Consider the following 15201-nt stretch of genomic DNA (forward strand, 5'->3'; position numbering starts at 1 on the left):
CTTAAGGGGTGAGGAATTTAAAGGGTTTTGACGGCCTCAATTTAGACAGCACATCTCCACCGCTGCTCATCGGGGCATTCAGCTGCATAGACATTATTTTATCCCCCGGCGCGATAGAAACACTCGCCATATCCAACCATATTACCGATGGGTTGATCACAGAATCAAAATAATAGCGCTTATTTTCCTGATCGATAACCGAGTGCCAAAGGGTTGAAGCGATATTGGGTTCATCTGGGTCATCCATTCCCAGGGGTACACTGACAGCGCGAATTTGGGAGAATGCCGATGCCAGTGCAGCGCGAGGTTCCTGGTATTCTCGCGATACGGCTAAAGCATAGCTCGCCCTTACAAAGCGATCTGCTGCGCTAATCGTCCCCGGCAAGAAGTTCTGCCCCCCGATCAACTCCCAATAGGCATTGATAGCCCGCTGCTGATCATAGGGTGGTGAGTTAGTCATTATGGTGAACTGTTTGCCGTGATGGATTTTTAGCTGACCATCAATATGCTCAAAAATAGCGGAGTCCCCGCTGGGATCAGAAATGGCAATATGCGCACTAGCCGGCTTGCCATTGGGTAAGTTCGCGCCGACCACAGTAAAAGGCTCTTTTTGCATTTCTTCTACCGCTTCTTTTACTGTTGCATAGTTATCCAAAATATACTGCAACCAAGCTCCGACAGAGATCGCTGGCTTGCCCCGTACAGCGACATTCCCGTAGTTCGCCTCCGCTAAATACAAGAGGTTACCTGCCAGCCCTTTTTCATTGAATCCATCCGAAGTAGCCGCATCGTAAATGCTGATAACGATTGAACCATATTCTGAGGTCCAGCTAATAGACGCTGTCCCCACACCACCACTGCGCTGCATACCTTTAGGGAAAACCCAAAAGCGCATTATCGCATCAGTATCACTCCAGTCCATACTGCGCGCGGTAATATAGGTATCATTACCCCCTACAATATACGTGTACAAGCTGCCGCAGCCACTGACTCAAACAGGCACAATATCACAACGAGAAAACCCACAGCGACTCGCACCCTTACAGCTAAAAATGAAATCATTTTCATTTTACTCAACTCCGCCCCAATCAATCAGTTAACCTTCAATGCCATTTCACCCGCCCAACAAGGAATCGATGAGCAAAGCTAAGTATTGGCACCACTTTCAACTCCAGCACTTTAAACAAAAGATAGTTTCTGTAGACTTTCAACCCGATAAAACCGGGAAATCTTTCACTTATAACATTAAAGAATTATTTATAGGCTCGTTAAGCTGAATAATTTGATCAGTCATCACAATAGTGTTTCTACCAAACAATAAAAACCCCACTAAAAATACAACTCAGCAACGGGGCTTCCCATGAATTCAATTGGCAGACTGGTAATTCTGGTTAACAACTATGAAGAGGCCATTGCTTTCTATTGCGACAAACTGGGATTTGAAGTTTTTATAGACTCTGAAGTAGCATCCCAGAGATTTGTACATATTCGCCTGCCAACACAAAAAGATATGGGCATATGGCTACTTCAGACAACTTCTGACAAGCAACAAAAGAAAGTAGGCGCACAAACTGCCGGACAGCCCTGCGCCGTTATCTATACGGATAACTTCGACAGAGATTATAAAAAGCTTGTGCGCAATGGCGTCCACTTCAATACCTCTCCCGCTTTTCATGGCGGAGCAGAATTTGCACACTTTGCAGACCTCTACGGCAACGAATTCATTTTGGTAGAGTTCCAAACAGAAACCGCCGTGTAAATTTTCACCGATCGCGCTAGCGGATATGGCGCAGAGATTTGTACAGCCCGCATCGCTCTACTTCTCTTAGGCAAAGATAAGGCGCACACCTAATCAATAATTTTTAATTATTTGCGTATTTACATCTTGCTTCGTATCACATATAAATCGAGCAAGACTCAGTCGATGAGCACCATCCCCCATGTCTTCCGCTCAGTGAAAAAATGTTCACTGGTCGAAAATTCGGCACCGGGACGTGCCGCAGCTAGCTACAGACTAGTGCGCACTCAAGTATTAGAAAACTCACCTGCTGAAATCGCCACCACACTACGAACAATGGCACAGGTAAGCCTTGCCAAAGGCGGCTCCTGCAAGATACAGCCAACTGGAATAACAATGAGAAGAAGCCTGATTATGCTGGTACCCGGATTGACCAGGGTTACCAGCACCGCTCAACTATCAGAATTCACCGAGGGACTGATCGCAGCCAGTGAGCGCATGCCGCTCACTAAAATCTCCGACCCCTCTGTTCCCGCCGGAATCAGCCGTCTGAGGATCAGCGATACGCAGGAGCTCGATCTAGTCGAGGCCTACTGGAACGATTTGGTTCCCAGTATTACCCAGCAGAGCCTGAAAGTCCGCCTCGCCCGGGGCTTTTCCCTGATCTGGTTCTGGCTGGCTAACCTGCATATCTGGAAAGGTGTCCTAAAACGAAAGTACCTGACATTTGGCCTAACCCTTTCAGCACTGACCTTTATTGTTTGGTACCTTGGCACCATTATCTTGTTTGTCGAAGCCATTGAACCCAGCAGTGACAGCCCATTTTTTCCCGCTATCCAACAACTCAAGCAGGGGGTCGAGTATATAGGCGGCTGGCGTGTCTGGCTGATTGCCACCGCAGTCGTTGCCCTTATGCCGGTCTCTCTGCTGGTGGATATTTCCGACTTCTGTAAGCGCTATCTCACCAATGAGCCAGCTGCCAAAGGCAAACCGGCAGTGCGCTTTGAAATTATCCGGCGGGTTAGGGAACAATTGGAAAGCAGCACTCAGCAATATGAGTACGATTCTGTCACTATCGTCGGGCACAGTTTTGGCAGCGTTGTCACCGTAGACCTGTTCGCCGATCTCCCGCCAATCGGAGTCCCCATCCGCATTCTTACAATGGGTTCCCTGATTGAGGTTTTGGCGAAGCAGGCGCCCTGGCTACAAGGTGAAGTTGAGCAATTGTCAAAGAGAGAGGATTTGGTCGAGTGGATTGATATCAAATCTCATTCCGACTGGTTTGCCAGCGGCTCTGCGGTACCAGCGCGTCACCATTGCTACGAACGAATTATCGGATCTTACGGTACATTCCCCGACAAGCTGGCAGCCCGGGTACACTCCCGCTATTTCGACAATCAAGAGGCCGTTCGCTTATTGCTCACATATTTTGAAAAACAAGTTACACACAATGCTGCAACGCCAGGTAAGAAAATACTGGAAACGGCATCAAGCGAGTAACGTGAATATTCTGCCACTCATAGCCGTGCGCAATCGGAGTATTCAGTGGCAGTCCAGCTCGATCACTACCCAATAAAACCAAAGGGAGATTTTTATGTTAAAACTGTATCCGAAAGCAGCTTTTATACTCCTGGCCTTCCTGGCGATACTCGCCAGTGGCTGTTCACAAATGGCCCCGCGCTACGATGCCGCCCTCTACTCCGATTTAACCAGCATCAATGTAGAGCTAATGGAATTTTTCTCCTCGGTATCCAGGGGTACTGACAAAGATTCTTACTCAAAAAGGGACAAGAAATACCACGCTTTAATCGGCAGAGTGGAAGCTCTGGCAATGCAGTCAAACACTCGCCCAGCACCTGAGAGTAAAGCGCTCAAAAAGATTAATGAATACCTGAGATCCACCGGCAGGGAAATTAGCTTTGAACGGGTGCCTCCCAGTGTCGCATCACTAGAAAAGATTTCCGAAAGCTTGAATATGATGCGCACAGCAGATGAAGACCAAGGCCTAAACGCTACGGCCGTCTCTCTTTTTAAAAATGAAGTTGTTATCTCTATGGACCAAGCACTCACCTACGAATCCTTTTTGAATCGCTGAGGAAATGAAAATGTCTATTGACGTTAACCAACTCATTATCGATATTAAAGGGGCCGCTTCTGCGGTAATCAACAGTGATATTACTGAACTGAGGGGGTTTTCCGAGCGCCAGTTATCCGCATTGGCACTACAAACCAAAATGATAGCCAAAGCAATTCTATCTGGAGAGATTTCTGATGAACTGAAGGATTATTTCCTCGACTCCCTCGAAGATATGACCAAGAACTTCGCCAACACCTTGCGGGGGCTCCTGGTAGTGACTATTGAAAAAATTTGGAATGCCATTATCGGAGTTATTTGGGGAACGATTGAGGCTTGCACCGGCATTCCACTCAAAATCGCCACATAACTTCCATTCAAACAGGGCTGGGACAACCCAGCCCCAAGTATACATAGCCACAAGTCCCCTCTTACCCTCTCACTCATATTAAAGCTCAAGCGCCACGCCCTCCTATTAAAAAGAGAAAAGAAAGGCATACACCAGTCAAAAGAGTTTAACTCCGCTGTAAAGAATATTTCATCAAGACCCGTCACTGTAACCGCGCCAATCAAGCCACTGACTAGGCCTGTTGAATCATGACATGCTGGGGTTTCCGATGAATACAAACAAAATCTGCCTAGCAGCCGCTGAAGAGCTCAGCAATATGCCAATAGAAGAAGTGATGGTAGTGGGATCGACCAGTACCTTTAACCGCAGCGAAATCTCCGAGGCGATACACAAGCAGCAGTCCTCCATCATCAACGTCAACGCCCTGATCGACAATCTCCCCGGTGTTTCTGTCAATAAAGGAGATACTTACGGCTTTGACGACTGGCCCACCAATAATTGCCTACGACGACATTCACAAAGACAACTACCAACACATCCATTCAGACACTCAATTCGAAGTATTTTCAGCAAATTTACTGCTGACCGCTATGTCGACCTGGGCAATAGCTGGATTACCGATGCCTACCTGGGGATTAATCTGGAAGATTTTAGCCCGGCACTGCAGGGCGCCAACCTGAATTTAGCAATCAATAACTTACTGAATGAGGGTTGCTTGGGCAGCGTAGTTTCTGGCTGAGCCTGGATTCGCATCCCACGCACAGCCTCAGCCACTGTTGATTTCCAGAGTGTTTTAGCGGCAGCACAATCGGCCAGTAATACTGATCAATTGCATCTGCGGCACCGAAAGCAATAGGATAAAAAATAATTTCGCCTTCAATTTCCAGCAAAAAATAAACGCAAATATTTTTATTTAATTAAGACCAACCCATAACCGCAAAGCACTACAAAGAGCTGACTCAATGGAAAACTGATTACTGTAGTCCTGACCCTATTTCTATCCAGCCAAACCCTCGCCGCAGACAACTTGGTATTGGTCACTATTGACAGTTTGCGCTGGCAGGAGGTATTTTCCGGGTACGACAGCGAGCTTCTCCACCATGCGGGGCTCACTAAAAACAAAGAAGACCTGATTGATAATTTTCACGGCGATTCACTCGATGAAAAACGCCAAAGACTTCTGCCTTTTATCTGGCAAACAGTCGCTAAGAAGGGAGCTTTGATTGGCAACCGCACCAGGGGATCTGAAGCAAAAACTACCAATGGCTGGTGGTTTTCCTACCCCGGTTACAATGAAATATTAACCGGTTCCGCCGATCCCAGAGTCAACAATGACGAGCCACTCCCCAACGCCAACACCACCTTTCTCGAATAGCTAGTCAACAAACCTGAGTTTACAGATCGTATCGCTGCGTTTGGTAGCTCGGGCGCTTTCTCTTCGATTATTAACCGTGAGCGCAGCGGTATTTATATCAATGCCGGCCCCGAGGCGGCAGACTGGCCCAAACTGACCCAAAGAGCTGTATTTCTCAACGACTTGCAAGGGCAACTGCCGGTTTTCTGGCAAAATGTGCGACCCGATGCCTTTACTTACGGATTTGCCAAGGAGTATCTCATCAGTGAAAAACCCAGGGTAATGTATATTGCCCTGGGGGAAACCGATGATTTCGCCCACGATGAGGAGTATCACCACTCAGCCCATCGCAACGACGTGATACTCGCGGGCCTCTGGCAAACACTCCAATCCCTGGATCAATACCGGGACAATACCAACTTAATCATTACCGTCGACCACGGGCGCGGCAATACCGCAGAGTCCCGGTCCCACCACGCCAGCGGCCCAGCTCTGACCCAGCATTTCAGCAAACGGGATCACCCCCACAAAGCGGGTATACCCGGCTCCAGTGAGACCTGGATTGCAGCACTCAGCCCCGATATTAAAGCCCTGGGCGAAGTATCCGGGGGAGATGCGGTCTTTCAGGATCAAATAGCGGCAACCGCATTAAAACTCCTCGGCTACCGAGCCCAGGCGTTTTCACAGGATGCCGGCGCGGCGATCGATCACATTATCAAATAACCTCTAGTCGAACCGATCCCACAGGCTCGACTGTACAGGCCCTCACCGCCTTGGGGTGGCAAAGTTCTGGCACTGGCTGACAACGAATAACGGCCAGCAAATTAGTACCACAGGCCCTAGCTGCCCCGCCTCAGTTTCCGCATAATGCAGGCCGCACTCGCAACTGAAAACCGATGGCCTGATGTATGTGGTTTAAAAATCTCCGTATTTATCGTTTGACGAAAGAATTTTCCCTGGATGCTGAAAAATTGAACGAATTGCTGGAGCCCCACGCATTCGTCCCCTGCGGCAGCCAGGACAGTACACGCTATGGATGGGTGGCTCCGCTGGGTCGTCACGGCAGCCAGTTGGTACACGCAACCAATGGCTACCTGATGGTCTGCGCCAAGAAGCAGGAAAAAGTAATTCCTGCTGCGGTAGTGAACGAGAAAGTCGAGGAACTGGCGCAGGCAATTTCCGCAAAAGAAGCGCGGCAAGTGGGCCGCAAAGAGCGGCAAAATCTCAAAGACGAAGTACTCCTTGAGATGCGCCCCAAAGCATTCGCTCGCTCCCGCCTGCAATACGCCTATATCGCCCCACAAGATGGCTGGGTAGTGGTAGACGCAGCTTCCGCCTCCGCCGCTGAGGAACTGCTGGAAAATCTCCGCGAAGCTATCAGCAGTCTCGCCGTGGTACCGCTCTCCGCGAAGAATCTGCCACAGCAGACTATGACCCACTGGCTCAGCGCCCCTGAGGCACCGCTGCAATTTGATTTTGGCCATGAATGTGAGCTGCGCGACCCCAAGGACAGCGGCAGTGTTATCCGCTGTAAAAACCAGGATCTCTGTGCCGAGGAGATTCACAACCACTTGGTGGCCGGACTACAGGTACACAAGCTGGGGCTAACTTGGCGCGGCGGCGTTGACTTTCTGGTAGACGACCAGTTATCTCTGAAGCGTATAAAGTTTAGCGACGAGCTGCTGGAGAAGGCCGATAGCGCCGATGCCGAAAGTGCAGCACAGCGGTTTGATGCGGATTTTGCGGTAATGACTCTGGAAATATCAGCCCTGACCAAAGACCTGCTCACGGCCTTCGGCGGTGTAAATACCGAGTCGGTCAGTGTTGAGGAGCTGGTCGCCAAAGCCAGCCGCCAAGAGGCGGAGGCCCTGGCTAAAGAGGTGGAAGAGGTCGTACTTTAACAACCTCATGCAGTGATACGTACACACGGGCACGTATCACTGCCCTCTTATCAGATCTCCACCATCGGGCGGCCAGCTTCAGTCCACTGAACGTGATATTTGTTCTGCTCAGGCTGATCCACCCGCGCAAAGGTATGGGCGCCGAAGAAATCTCTCTGCCCTTGCAGCAGGTTTGCCGGCAGCGATTCGGTGCGGAACGCATCGTAGTAGTTGAGTGCAGATGACAGAGCGGGCACCGGGATGCCATTCAGAGTGGCGCTCGCCACTGCTTGGCGCCAGTTGGCCTGGTGATCGGCAATCTGCTGGGTGAAGAAGTCATCCAACAGCAAGTTGGAAAGCTTGGGATCGCGGTCGTAAGCATCGCTGATCGATTGCAGGAATACGGCGCGGATAATACAGCCCGCACGCCAAATTCTAGCGATCTCAGAGAAGTTCAGCTGCCAACCCTGCTCCCGCGCCGCCAGCTTCATCAAATCGAAACCCTGAGCGTATACGCAGATTTTTGCGCAGTAGAGCGCATCGTGCAGTTGCGCGATTACCTCTTCCCGCTGCTCTCGGGCCACAGGCATCAATTCTGGCCCCTGTAACTTCTTCGCCGCACGGGTGCGCAAGACTTTGCGGGTCGACAGTGAACGGGCATAAACCGCCTCGGCAATACTCGGGGCAGGACAGCCCACCTCCAGGCTGCTCATAGCAGTCCACAAACCGGTGCCTTTTTGCCCGGCGCGATCGAGGATAACGTCGACCAGAGGCTTCTCTGTTACAGAATCCAGAGTGGAGAGGACTTCTGCACTGATATTGATCAGATAGCTATTCAGCGGGCCTCGGTTCCACTCCCGGAACACCTCGGCAATTTCCTCTGGAGCCATACCCAGTGCCGTACGCATCACATGATATGCCTCGCAGATCATCTGCATATCGGCATATTCAATACCATTGTGCACCATCTTCACATAGTGGCCGGAGCCTATCGGGCCGATATAGGCTGCACAGGGCTCGCCTTCACGGACCGGGTTGCCCGGCTCAAAGCGCTCAATCGGCTGGCCGCTGGTTTTATCCACCTTGGCGGCAATCGCATGCCAAACGGGCTCGATACGGCTCCAGGCATAGCGGTCACCACTGGGCATCAGGGATGGCCCAAAGCGAGCACCCACTTCGCCACCGGATACTGCGGTGGTGAAGAAAATCAATTTGCCCTCATAGCGCTTGGCCCGCTCTACGGAGTCGGTCCACAGGCTGTTACCGGTATCGACAACGATATCGTCAGCTTTCAAGCCGGCGTCAAGCAGCTTGCTGCACACATCATCAACGGGGTCTCCGGCCGGAACCGAGAGAATAATCAAGTGCGGGGCTTTAACCTTCGCCAACAGCTCTGTGTAAGAGTTGCAGGCTTCAACACGTGCGGGCTGGTCGCCACGCTCTTTCTCGTCCTGCTCCAGCAGCGCATTCAGCCGGTTGTGATCCAAGTCAAAAGCACAGACCCTGTAGCCGTTATCGGCCAAGTTCAGGATCAGGTTCTTACCCATCACACCGGCGCCGATAAAGCCAATATCGCACTGTGAATCAGACATCAAGTTCTCCATATAAAGAAAGGGGGCTTTCAGGGGCGCGGAGTATAGCAACATGAAACGAGTGCCGGGAGAGCAAAAGCCCCACAAAACAGTCCGCTTCGACGCTAATGCCAGCCTAGCGGGATGTTAAATAGCAGTATGAATACACGGCCAGGTTTTTATGGTCATATCAGCATCGCATGTCGACTTACCTTTTGGCGACGCCGCTTCGGATAAGAACACCCAGCAAAAGTGTACAGGCAATCTTTTGTGGTTGACGGCAACCAGCCTTGACCAACCAGTCCAAAGCTTACCTGTCAGTATCCTTGCCAGAGAAACGAGAAGTAATACTGAGATCAATACAACCTCTGCAATAGCCCCGAAGCCCAACCCCACTTAAGGCACCGCTAAACCACTCCACTCTGTCTCTGCAGATTATTTAAAACTTCCGCTACCCTTTTCCCCGGCAAACTAGACTTTCCACAACAACCCCCCAGGGTGGTCAATTAAAAACCAGCAAATAAGCCCCCCATAACTACCAAAAGAAAAATTAATAAAAAATAGAGCAATTAATCTTTTAGTAACAAAAAATTCAAACTCGCACTTATCTATAAAACTTTTTTTATAATTGTCGAACCTGAGCAGACCCAAACCGAATAGAGCAGACAAGCAAGTCTCAGAACAAATAGAAACACGTCGTTTTCCCCCAACTCATGCCCCCCAAAAATAACCAATTACGTCTTTTATTGGTGGGAGGCGCATGCCTTCCTGCGATATGAGAGCTTCTAAGCGCGGCGCATGAAAACAGGCAACAGCCAAGTAATGTGTCGACATCAAAAACTAACAGAGATATAAGGAATACTATTATTATGAAAAAGATCCTTACCGCAGCAACTATCTGCCTAGCCTCTTTTGGAGTGAGCGGGCTGGCTAATGCAGAAACCTGGTCACCATCAGGTGCTATCGGCCTTGCCAATGTCGGCACCTTCAGCGTGCAAAAAGGCATTGCGCTCAACTGCACACTCTCTGGCAGTGTGAATTCAACTGGGGGCTCTGCCGAGGTAGGCAGCCTGGCGCTATCAGGTGGATTCCTCAATATTTGTAGTAGAATCTCATTTAACAACCTACCCTATGATCTGATAGGCAATGCCAACAATACTGTAACAATTAAAGATGTATCCGTTACGGCGATAACCGGCTCATGCGCTGGGGACCTGACCGGATCATTTAATCAATCAAATGGACAAATCACCTTCAACAATGCTCAAATTCCCAGTGTCGGTTCGGGCAGTGCATGCGAAATTGATGGTGTAATCTCGACCAACCCTCAATCCTCCTATACAGTGCCCTAAATCAATGTCTAGCTGATTGACAGCCCCAAATATCACCAGCAAAAGCTGGTGTATTTGGGGCTCACCTCACTAATATATAAATTGACTATCCGCCCGAAGAATCACCGACTTCACTTTTAAATGCCAAGAACTCGGGGAATCGCAACACCTTGAGGAAACAACGGCAGCCCCGTCCCCCTAATAAGAGAAAGCTGTTTTCACAGCAAACGATAAAGTCACCTAAAGGATGATGCGCGTCAAAGTTGAATACAGACTGCTTAAAATAGCGGATTTCAGAATAAATATTTAGGTGGGTGGCAGCAAGCTGGCAAGAAAATTCCACCTAGCCAACTTGCTACACTTTCTCCGGCTGAGTCAAAATCACCAACTTTTTGTCAGTTGAAATTAGAACCCTTTACTAACACTAAAGCCGACAATACGCGGTTCTAGTGTAAAGACATTAGTGGTAAGGCCTGAATCATCACTATTGGTAAACATATCCGTGATAGGCGCATCATCAAAAATATTTTTCACATAGAGCTGCATATATAGGTCAGAGTTAGGATTGCTGAGGCTCACAGAAGCATTGAGGTTACTCCAGGCCTTCAGGCGATCATATTCAGTATTATATACCCGCGCGTAACTTTCCGATTGGCGGTAATAATCTGCTCGTAAAGTGAGATCCCAACTATCAATAGGAATAGTATGCTGAAGACCCAAGTTCATGGTTAAGCGTGGTGCATTGGGTAATTCATTGCCACTTAAATCAGCAGCAAAACCACGCCCTCCATTAGGGGCATCGGTAAGTGGATTGTAGGGGGCAAGACCGAGAATTTGGTCCCAGCGGGTACCATCAATTTCAGGACTAAAAGATCCATACTGAGAAGACCCTGCACAAAGCGACCAAAGGGGGAATGGGTGCCCCACCAGCAGACTAGCCTCTACATATTCCACCGGTGCGATGCAATTAGAGGGCACCTGGATACTTGGGCGCACCAGCACCCAACCTTCATTTCCCTGAGTGCGATCCATCACATCGATTGACTCTTCACCATCAGCAATACGAGTCTTCAAGTATCCCAAATTCATATCCATCCGAGTCGCATCTGTCAGCTGCCAGACCAACTCAAGTTCCAACCCCATACTCTCTGCATCAAAGTTTTCATTGAGTGAAATACGATCGACAATCTGGGAAACCTGATAATCAGAATAGTCATAATAGAAAGCATTGGCGTTCAACATTAAACTGCCATCAAGCAAAAGGTTTTTCGCACCAAACTCAATTGCATTTACAAACTCAGGCGCAAAGGTCTCCTCTAGCGGTTGATATTGTACCCTTGCCGGATCAATCTCTGCGCGGGGCGGGTTGGTGCCTCCTCCTTTGTAGCCGTGGGCAAAGGAGATATAGAACATACTCTCATCCGTAAAAGGTGTCTCCGAGCGCCAGTCCAATACTGCACGCCCTGTATACTCTTTCCAGCTCTGAGTAACCTGAGGGTCTTCAGGGTAGCCTTGATGAACATAACCCCCTGAATACTCACCCGGTATCACTTCACCGGTTACAGGATCGAGTTGAGTGCCTAGCAGTAGTTGACTGGATACTGGCGTTGAGCGCTTGCGATCATCGGTGTAACGCAGGCCGGTTGTTAACTTCACATCATCATTAATTTGCCAGTAGGCCTCACCAAATAAAGCCCAAGATCGAACCTCGACTAAATTTCGACTCAGAAAATAGTTATGCCCCTCTTCATCGATATTTTCAAGTGAGTTGGGGTCAACATAAATACAATCCCCTGGACCCGTTGGTCCATCTATACATTCCTCTGTATACAGCATGCCACCTTCATATTCCCCACCATAAAAATATTGGGCGACCATGGAAAACATATTATTGAAAACAAAGTAGTCATCCTGAGTTTTAAAATCCAAATAATTAGTGCCAAAAGCAAAATTCCAAGGGCCATCAAAAGATGTCTGCAAACGGAATTCTTGGCTCCACTGTTTATTATCTGAACGGCTGACATCCACCGCTAGTATTCCATCAGAAGCCCCAAGCTGTGGATCAATAAAAAAACCACCAGGCGTAGGGCCAGGATCTAGCCCAGCCTCTATAGAGTCACGAAATATTGCATCCGAAACATAGCGGTTATAATCCTGAGAGGAATAATAGTCATCTTTGGCATAAGTAGACTGTGAGAAAAAGGTAAGATTGTCCCCCACGGCCCACTCAAAATTCAGCTGCACTAAATCATTTTCTGCACGAAATACGGGGTCATAACTGGTCTCTATCTCACGAAGATCCCGCGACTGGGTTGCGCCAGCATATGGATCAATGTAGTAATCATTGAACGGATTTCCACCATCTGGATAAATGATAAACTGGGGAACTAACACAAAAGCAAAACCCTTAGCGTTGGGGGTATCGTAAGCGTCATCGCTATATATAGATTCCGGCAGGCACCCCTGGCTAAAGAATACCGGAAAGAAACCTGTCAACTCTGTATCACCAATCTGAGATAAGCCTGGATCTTTAGTACAGAGCTGTTTACCGGTACGCGAACGTTTATCATCTTCCTCAAAATGCTGCCAAATTAAATTGGCACTAAAAGTATCACTCGGCTCCCATTCGAAAATGGCACGAGTAGAGTAGAGGTCGCGGTCATTAACATCATTATCGGTGTAAGTGTTGTAATCAAATCCATCACGCTTGGTCATAGCTCCGGAGAAACGCAACGCCATAGTTTCCCCAATCGGCAAATTTAACATGCCACTTGTGCGCTTAGAATTGTAGCTACCCACCTCAGCTTTAAGCTCAGAAGCAAACTCATCCTCAGGCATAATCGGCAGCATGTTAACTACGCCAGCGGTCGCGTTGCGACCATAAAGGGTACCCTGAGGGCCGCGCAACACCTCGACTCGCTGCACATCAAAAAACTCCTGCTCGAATAGCCGATTGCGAATCAAAGGGGTATTATTGAAGCTAACTGCCACCGCTGGATCCGAAGCGGCAGAGACTGCCTTGGTACCTATACCGCGAATAGAGAAGTTGTAGGTACTGAAGTTAGATTTGGAGAAGTTGGTATTTGGTATGGCGCGAAGCAGCTCTTCTCCTCGCTCAATCTTAAGGTCGTCCATATCGTCACCACTCAGCGCAGAGACCGCTATTGGTACATCCTGAATGCTCTCTTCAATTTTCTGCGCGGTAACCGTAACCTCCTCAATCGCCTGGCTTGGACGATTGCGTTCTGTACTCTCCTGGGCACTAGATATAGTAGGTGCAGCTGCAATTGCCAAAGAGGCAATCACGACACTGTACCAGGGGGTGGTTTGACATGAATGTCCAGATTGATAAATCGCTTGTGCAATCAATGTTTTATTTTTCGCAGGTTTCATCATCACACTACGTCTCTCTTTATTGTCGGTATTATTGGGCTATTGACCTGATCTAAATCTATTTCAGGTACAATAAAATTTAAGACGCACAAATAAAAAAATGGGGGGGATAAAAAACGGTACTTAACTCTTTCAAACTAAAGCGGAAGGCTCATTCTGGTATTTAGCCAGTTTTAGCAGAACAACCGAAACAGCACATGTTTGGCGCAGCATTGCTCCGCCCCTATCACCACAGAGTTCTGACAAAAAGCTATCAAGAGGCCTCTTCTTCCACTTGCCTGATCTTAACCAGCGCTCGCTGTATTAGCTCTTTCACCGACTCCTTGGAAATTCCCATCTGCTCGGCAATTGCCTGATAAGTCATCCCTTCAAATCGATGAAAGCGAAAAGCCGCGCCAGCCCTTGGTGGCAGCCTTAAAATGGCCTCCCGCACCCGGGTATAGGCCTGTATTCCCATCACCGCCCGCTCGGGACTGATCATATAAGGAATATCCGCTTTACAATCAATAGAATCATGAAGCCCACCACATCGCGATTTCTGATGTCTACCGTGGCTAATCAAAAGATTTTTTGCTATCGCATAAATATAAATTTTGGGGTTTTCGATATCGCCGCCGTGCTTTGTTATACGAATATACAGCTGTGTAAAAACCTCTTGTACCAAGTCATCAACATCAGACAGGTTGACCCGGGAAGAAAAGTAACGCTTCAAACCCAACCCGTACTCCCCTACCCACTGAGCCACATCATCCTGATAAGAATTTTCCATTTTACTAGCCAATCATCGCTTATGACCGACCGGTTTCGCTTAACTCCTGGATAGTGTTTCAATAGTACTACATCGCTTACAGAGGCTCTCTAGAGACAATCCATAAAATAAGCAGCCGACCAATTGTTTTTTTGATCAAATTATTTTTCGGTACAAGCCAACTTCCCTTCACTCTTGCCTCACCCTTGAATATCGCCCCCAATGGGTTGTTATCAAACTTTAGTTTTATCCAGATAAAAGCCTCTGCTCAACCACTGAAAAAAGCAAAGAAAATATACAATAAACGACCAGCTCCGATAGCTGGAGAAAACCAACGCCTAAATCACAAACAACAGGAAAACCTAGAGACACTACTGAGAGCAAAATGCTAATCGAATTTTAGACTATTAGTATTCAAAAGAAACAAAAATAAAAGAATACATAGGCAGCGCATCGGCTAAAAAAGTATGGATAGCACAGAATCATCTTGCCAAATATAAAAATAGAACTAGTCAACTCCTCTAATTGACGAATAACACAGTGAATTCTTCCAATTCTATAGGATTTTTAAACCATCCATACTCTTTATCTTGCCGTAGAAAAAATATCGATATCAGCCTCAAAAATTATGCAAATAGTTTTCAACAAAGATTTATTTCGATATGCTGGGGCACTTTCCTGACTTTTTATTAGTACCAATCTGTTAACCAGCGCACAAAAGGTGGCACTTTCGTGCATAAGACAGTGTAAATTGCCCCACAAA

At 48.1% G+C, this 15201-nt stretch carries 13 protein-coding genes; 9 read left to right on the plus strand and 4 right to left on the minus strand.

What is annotated here, in order from left to right; all coding sequences use genetic code 11:
- Nucleotide 1: 1 nt before the first annotated feature.
- Nucleotides 2-973: a bile salt hydrolase gene (locus ACJJIF_RS08095; protein WP_444931712.1), complete on the minus strand. Its 972-nt coding sequence runs from the start codon at nucleotides 971-973 to the stop codon at nucleotides 2-4.
- Between the two features lie 387 nt (nucleotides 974-1360).
- Here ACJJIF_RS08095 and ACJJIF_RS08100 point away from each other — a divergent pair, with 387 nt between their 5' ends.
- From ACJJIF_RS08100 to rdgC, 8 genes are all read left to right on the plus strand, one after another.
- Nucleotides 1361-1759, plus strand: a complete 399-nt coding sequence (locus ACJJIF_RS08100) for a VOC family protein (RefSeq protein WP_444931713.1) — start codon at nucleotides 1361-1363, stop codon at nucleotides 1757-1759.
- A gap of 375 nt (nucleotides 1760-2134) precedes the next feature.
- Nucleotides 2135-3238 (plus strand): alpha/beta hydrolase family protein, encoded by a 1104-nt coding sequence (locus ACJJIF_RS08105; protein ID WP_444931714.1) that lies wholly within the window; start codon nucleotides 2135-2137, stop codon nucleotides 3236-3238.
- A 94-nt stretch (nucleotides 3239-3332) separates the two neighbouring features.
- Complete coding sequence (locus ACJJIF_RS08110; RefSeq protein WP_444931715.1) at nucleotides 3333-3833, plus strand: hypothetical protein; 501 nt, start codon at nucleotides 3333-3335, stop codon at nucleotides 3831-3833.
- Between the two features lie 10 nt (nucleotides 3834-3843).
- Nucleotides 3844-4182, plus strand: a complete 339-nt coding sequence (locus ACJJIF_RS08115; protein ID WP_444931716.1) for a hypothetical protein — start codon at nucleotides 3844-3846, stop codon at nucleotides 4180-4182.
- Between the two features lie 247 nt (nucleotides 4183-4429).
- A complete protein-coding gene (locus ACJJIF_RS08120; RefSeq protein ID WP_444931717.1) occupies nucleotides 4430-4900 on the plus strand; it encodes a hypothetical protein in 471 nt (156 codons plus the stop codon).
- A gap of 294 nt (nucleotides 4901-5194) precedes the next feature.
- Nucleotides 5195-5536, plus strand: a complete 342-nt coding sequence (locus ACJJIF_RS08125; RefSeq protein ID WP_444931718.1) for a hypothetical protein — start codon at nucleotides 5195-5197, stop codon at nucleotides 5534-5536.
- Between the two features lie 162 nt (nucleotides 5537-5698).
- Nucleotides 5699-6238 carry an alkaline phosphatase family protein gene (locus ACJJIF_RS08130; RefSeq protein WP_444931719.1) on the plus strand — a complete coding sequence of 180 codons (540 nt, stop codon included), beginning with the start codon at nucleotides 5699-5701 and terminating at the stop codon, nucleotides 6236-6238.
- Between the two features lie 185 nt (nucleotides 6239-6423).
- Nucleotides 6424-7416, plus strand: a complete 993-nt coding sequence (rdgC, locus tag ACJJIF_RS08135; protein WP_444931720.1) for a recombination-associated protein RdgC — start codon at nucleotides 6424-6426, stop codon at nucleotides 7414-7416.
- A 50-nt stretch (nucleotides 7417-7466) separates the two neighbouring features.
- Here rdgC and gnd read toward each other — a convergent pair whose 3' ends face one another.
- Complete coding sequence (gnd, locus tag ACJJIF_RS08140; protein WP_444931721.1) at nucleotides 7467-8987, minus strand: NADP-dependent phosphogluconate dehydrogenase; 1521 nt, start codon at nucleotides 8985-8987, stop codon at nucleotides 7467-7469.
- Nucleotides 8988-9835: 848 nt separating this feature from the next.
- Between gnd and ACJJIF_RS08145 the strand changes: the two genes are divergently transcribed.
- On the plus strand, nucleotides 9836-10318 hold the full coding sequence (locus ACJJIF_RS08145; protein ID WP_444931722.1) for a PraA/PraB family alkane oxidation protein activator: 483 nt from the start codon (nucleotides 9836-9838) through the stop codon (nucleotides 10316-10318).
- Between the two features lie 384 nt (nucleotides 10319-10702).
- Here ACJJIF_RS08145 and ACJJIF_RS08150 read toward each other — a convergent pair whose 3' ends face one another.
- Nucleotides 10703-13693, minus strand: coding sequence for a TonB-dependent receptor (locus ACJJIF_RS08150; protein WP_444932328.1), 2991 nt, complete (start codon nucleotides 13691-13693; stop codon nucleotides 10703-10705).
- A gap of 250 nt (nucleotides 13694-13943) precedes the next feature.
- A complete protein-coding gene (locus ACJJIF_RS08155; protein ID WP_444931723.1) occupies nucleotides 13944-14459 on the minus strand; it encodes an RNA polymerase sigma factor in 516 nt (171 codons plus the stop codon).
- Nucleotides 14460-15201 lie beyond the last annotated feature (742 nt).

Source organism: Microbulbifer regidiadema (SeqCode), from assembly GCF_052467605.1.

Excerpts from the sequence above, each read along its gene's own strand:
- ACJJIF_RS08120 (WP_444931717.1), top strand. The coding sequence starts at position 4,430 with ATGAATACAAACAAAATCTGCCTAGCAGCCGCTGAAGAGCTCAGCAAT.
- gnd (WP_444931721.1), bottom strand. The coding sequence starts at position 8,987 with ATGTCTGATTCACAGTGCGATATTGGCTTTATCGGCGCCGGTGTGATG.
- ACJJIF_RS08150 (WP_444932328.1), bottom strand. The coding sequence starts at position 13,693 with ATGATGAAACCTGCGAAAAATAAAACATTGATTGCACAAGCGATTTAT.
- ACJJIF_RS08110 (WP_444931715.1), top strand. The coding sequence starts at position 3,333 with ATGTTAAAACTGTATCCGAAAGCAGCTTTTATACTCCTGGCCTTCCTG.
- ACJJIF_RS08115 (WP_444931716.1), top strand. The coding sequence starts at position 3,844 with ATGTCTATTGACGTTAACCAACTCATTATCGATATTAAAGGGGCCGCT.
- ACJJIF_RS08105 (WP_444931714.1), top strand. The coding sequence starts at position 2,135 with ATGAGAAGAAGCCTGATTATGCTGGTACCCGGATTGACCAGGGTTACC.
- rdgC (WP_444931720.1), top strand. The coding sequence starts at position 6,424 with ATGTGGTTTAAAAATCTCCGTATTTATCGTTTGACGAAAGAATTTTCC.
- ACJJIF_RS08100 (WP_444931713.1), top strand. The coding sequence starts at position 1,361 with ATGAATTCAATTGGCAGACTGGTAATTCTGGTTAACAACTATGAAGAG.
- ACJJIF_RS08155 (WP_444931723.1), bottom strand. The coding sequence starts at position 14,459 with ATGGAAAATTCTTATCAGGATGATGTGGCTCAGTGGGTAGGGGAGTAC.
- ACJJIF_RS08145 (WP_444931722.1), top strand. The coding sequence starts at position 9,836 with ATGAAAAAGATCCTTACCGCAGCAACTATCTGCCTAGCCTCTTTTGGA.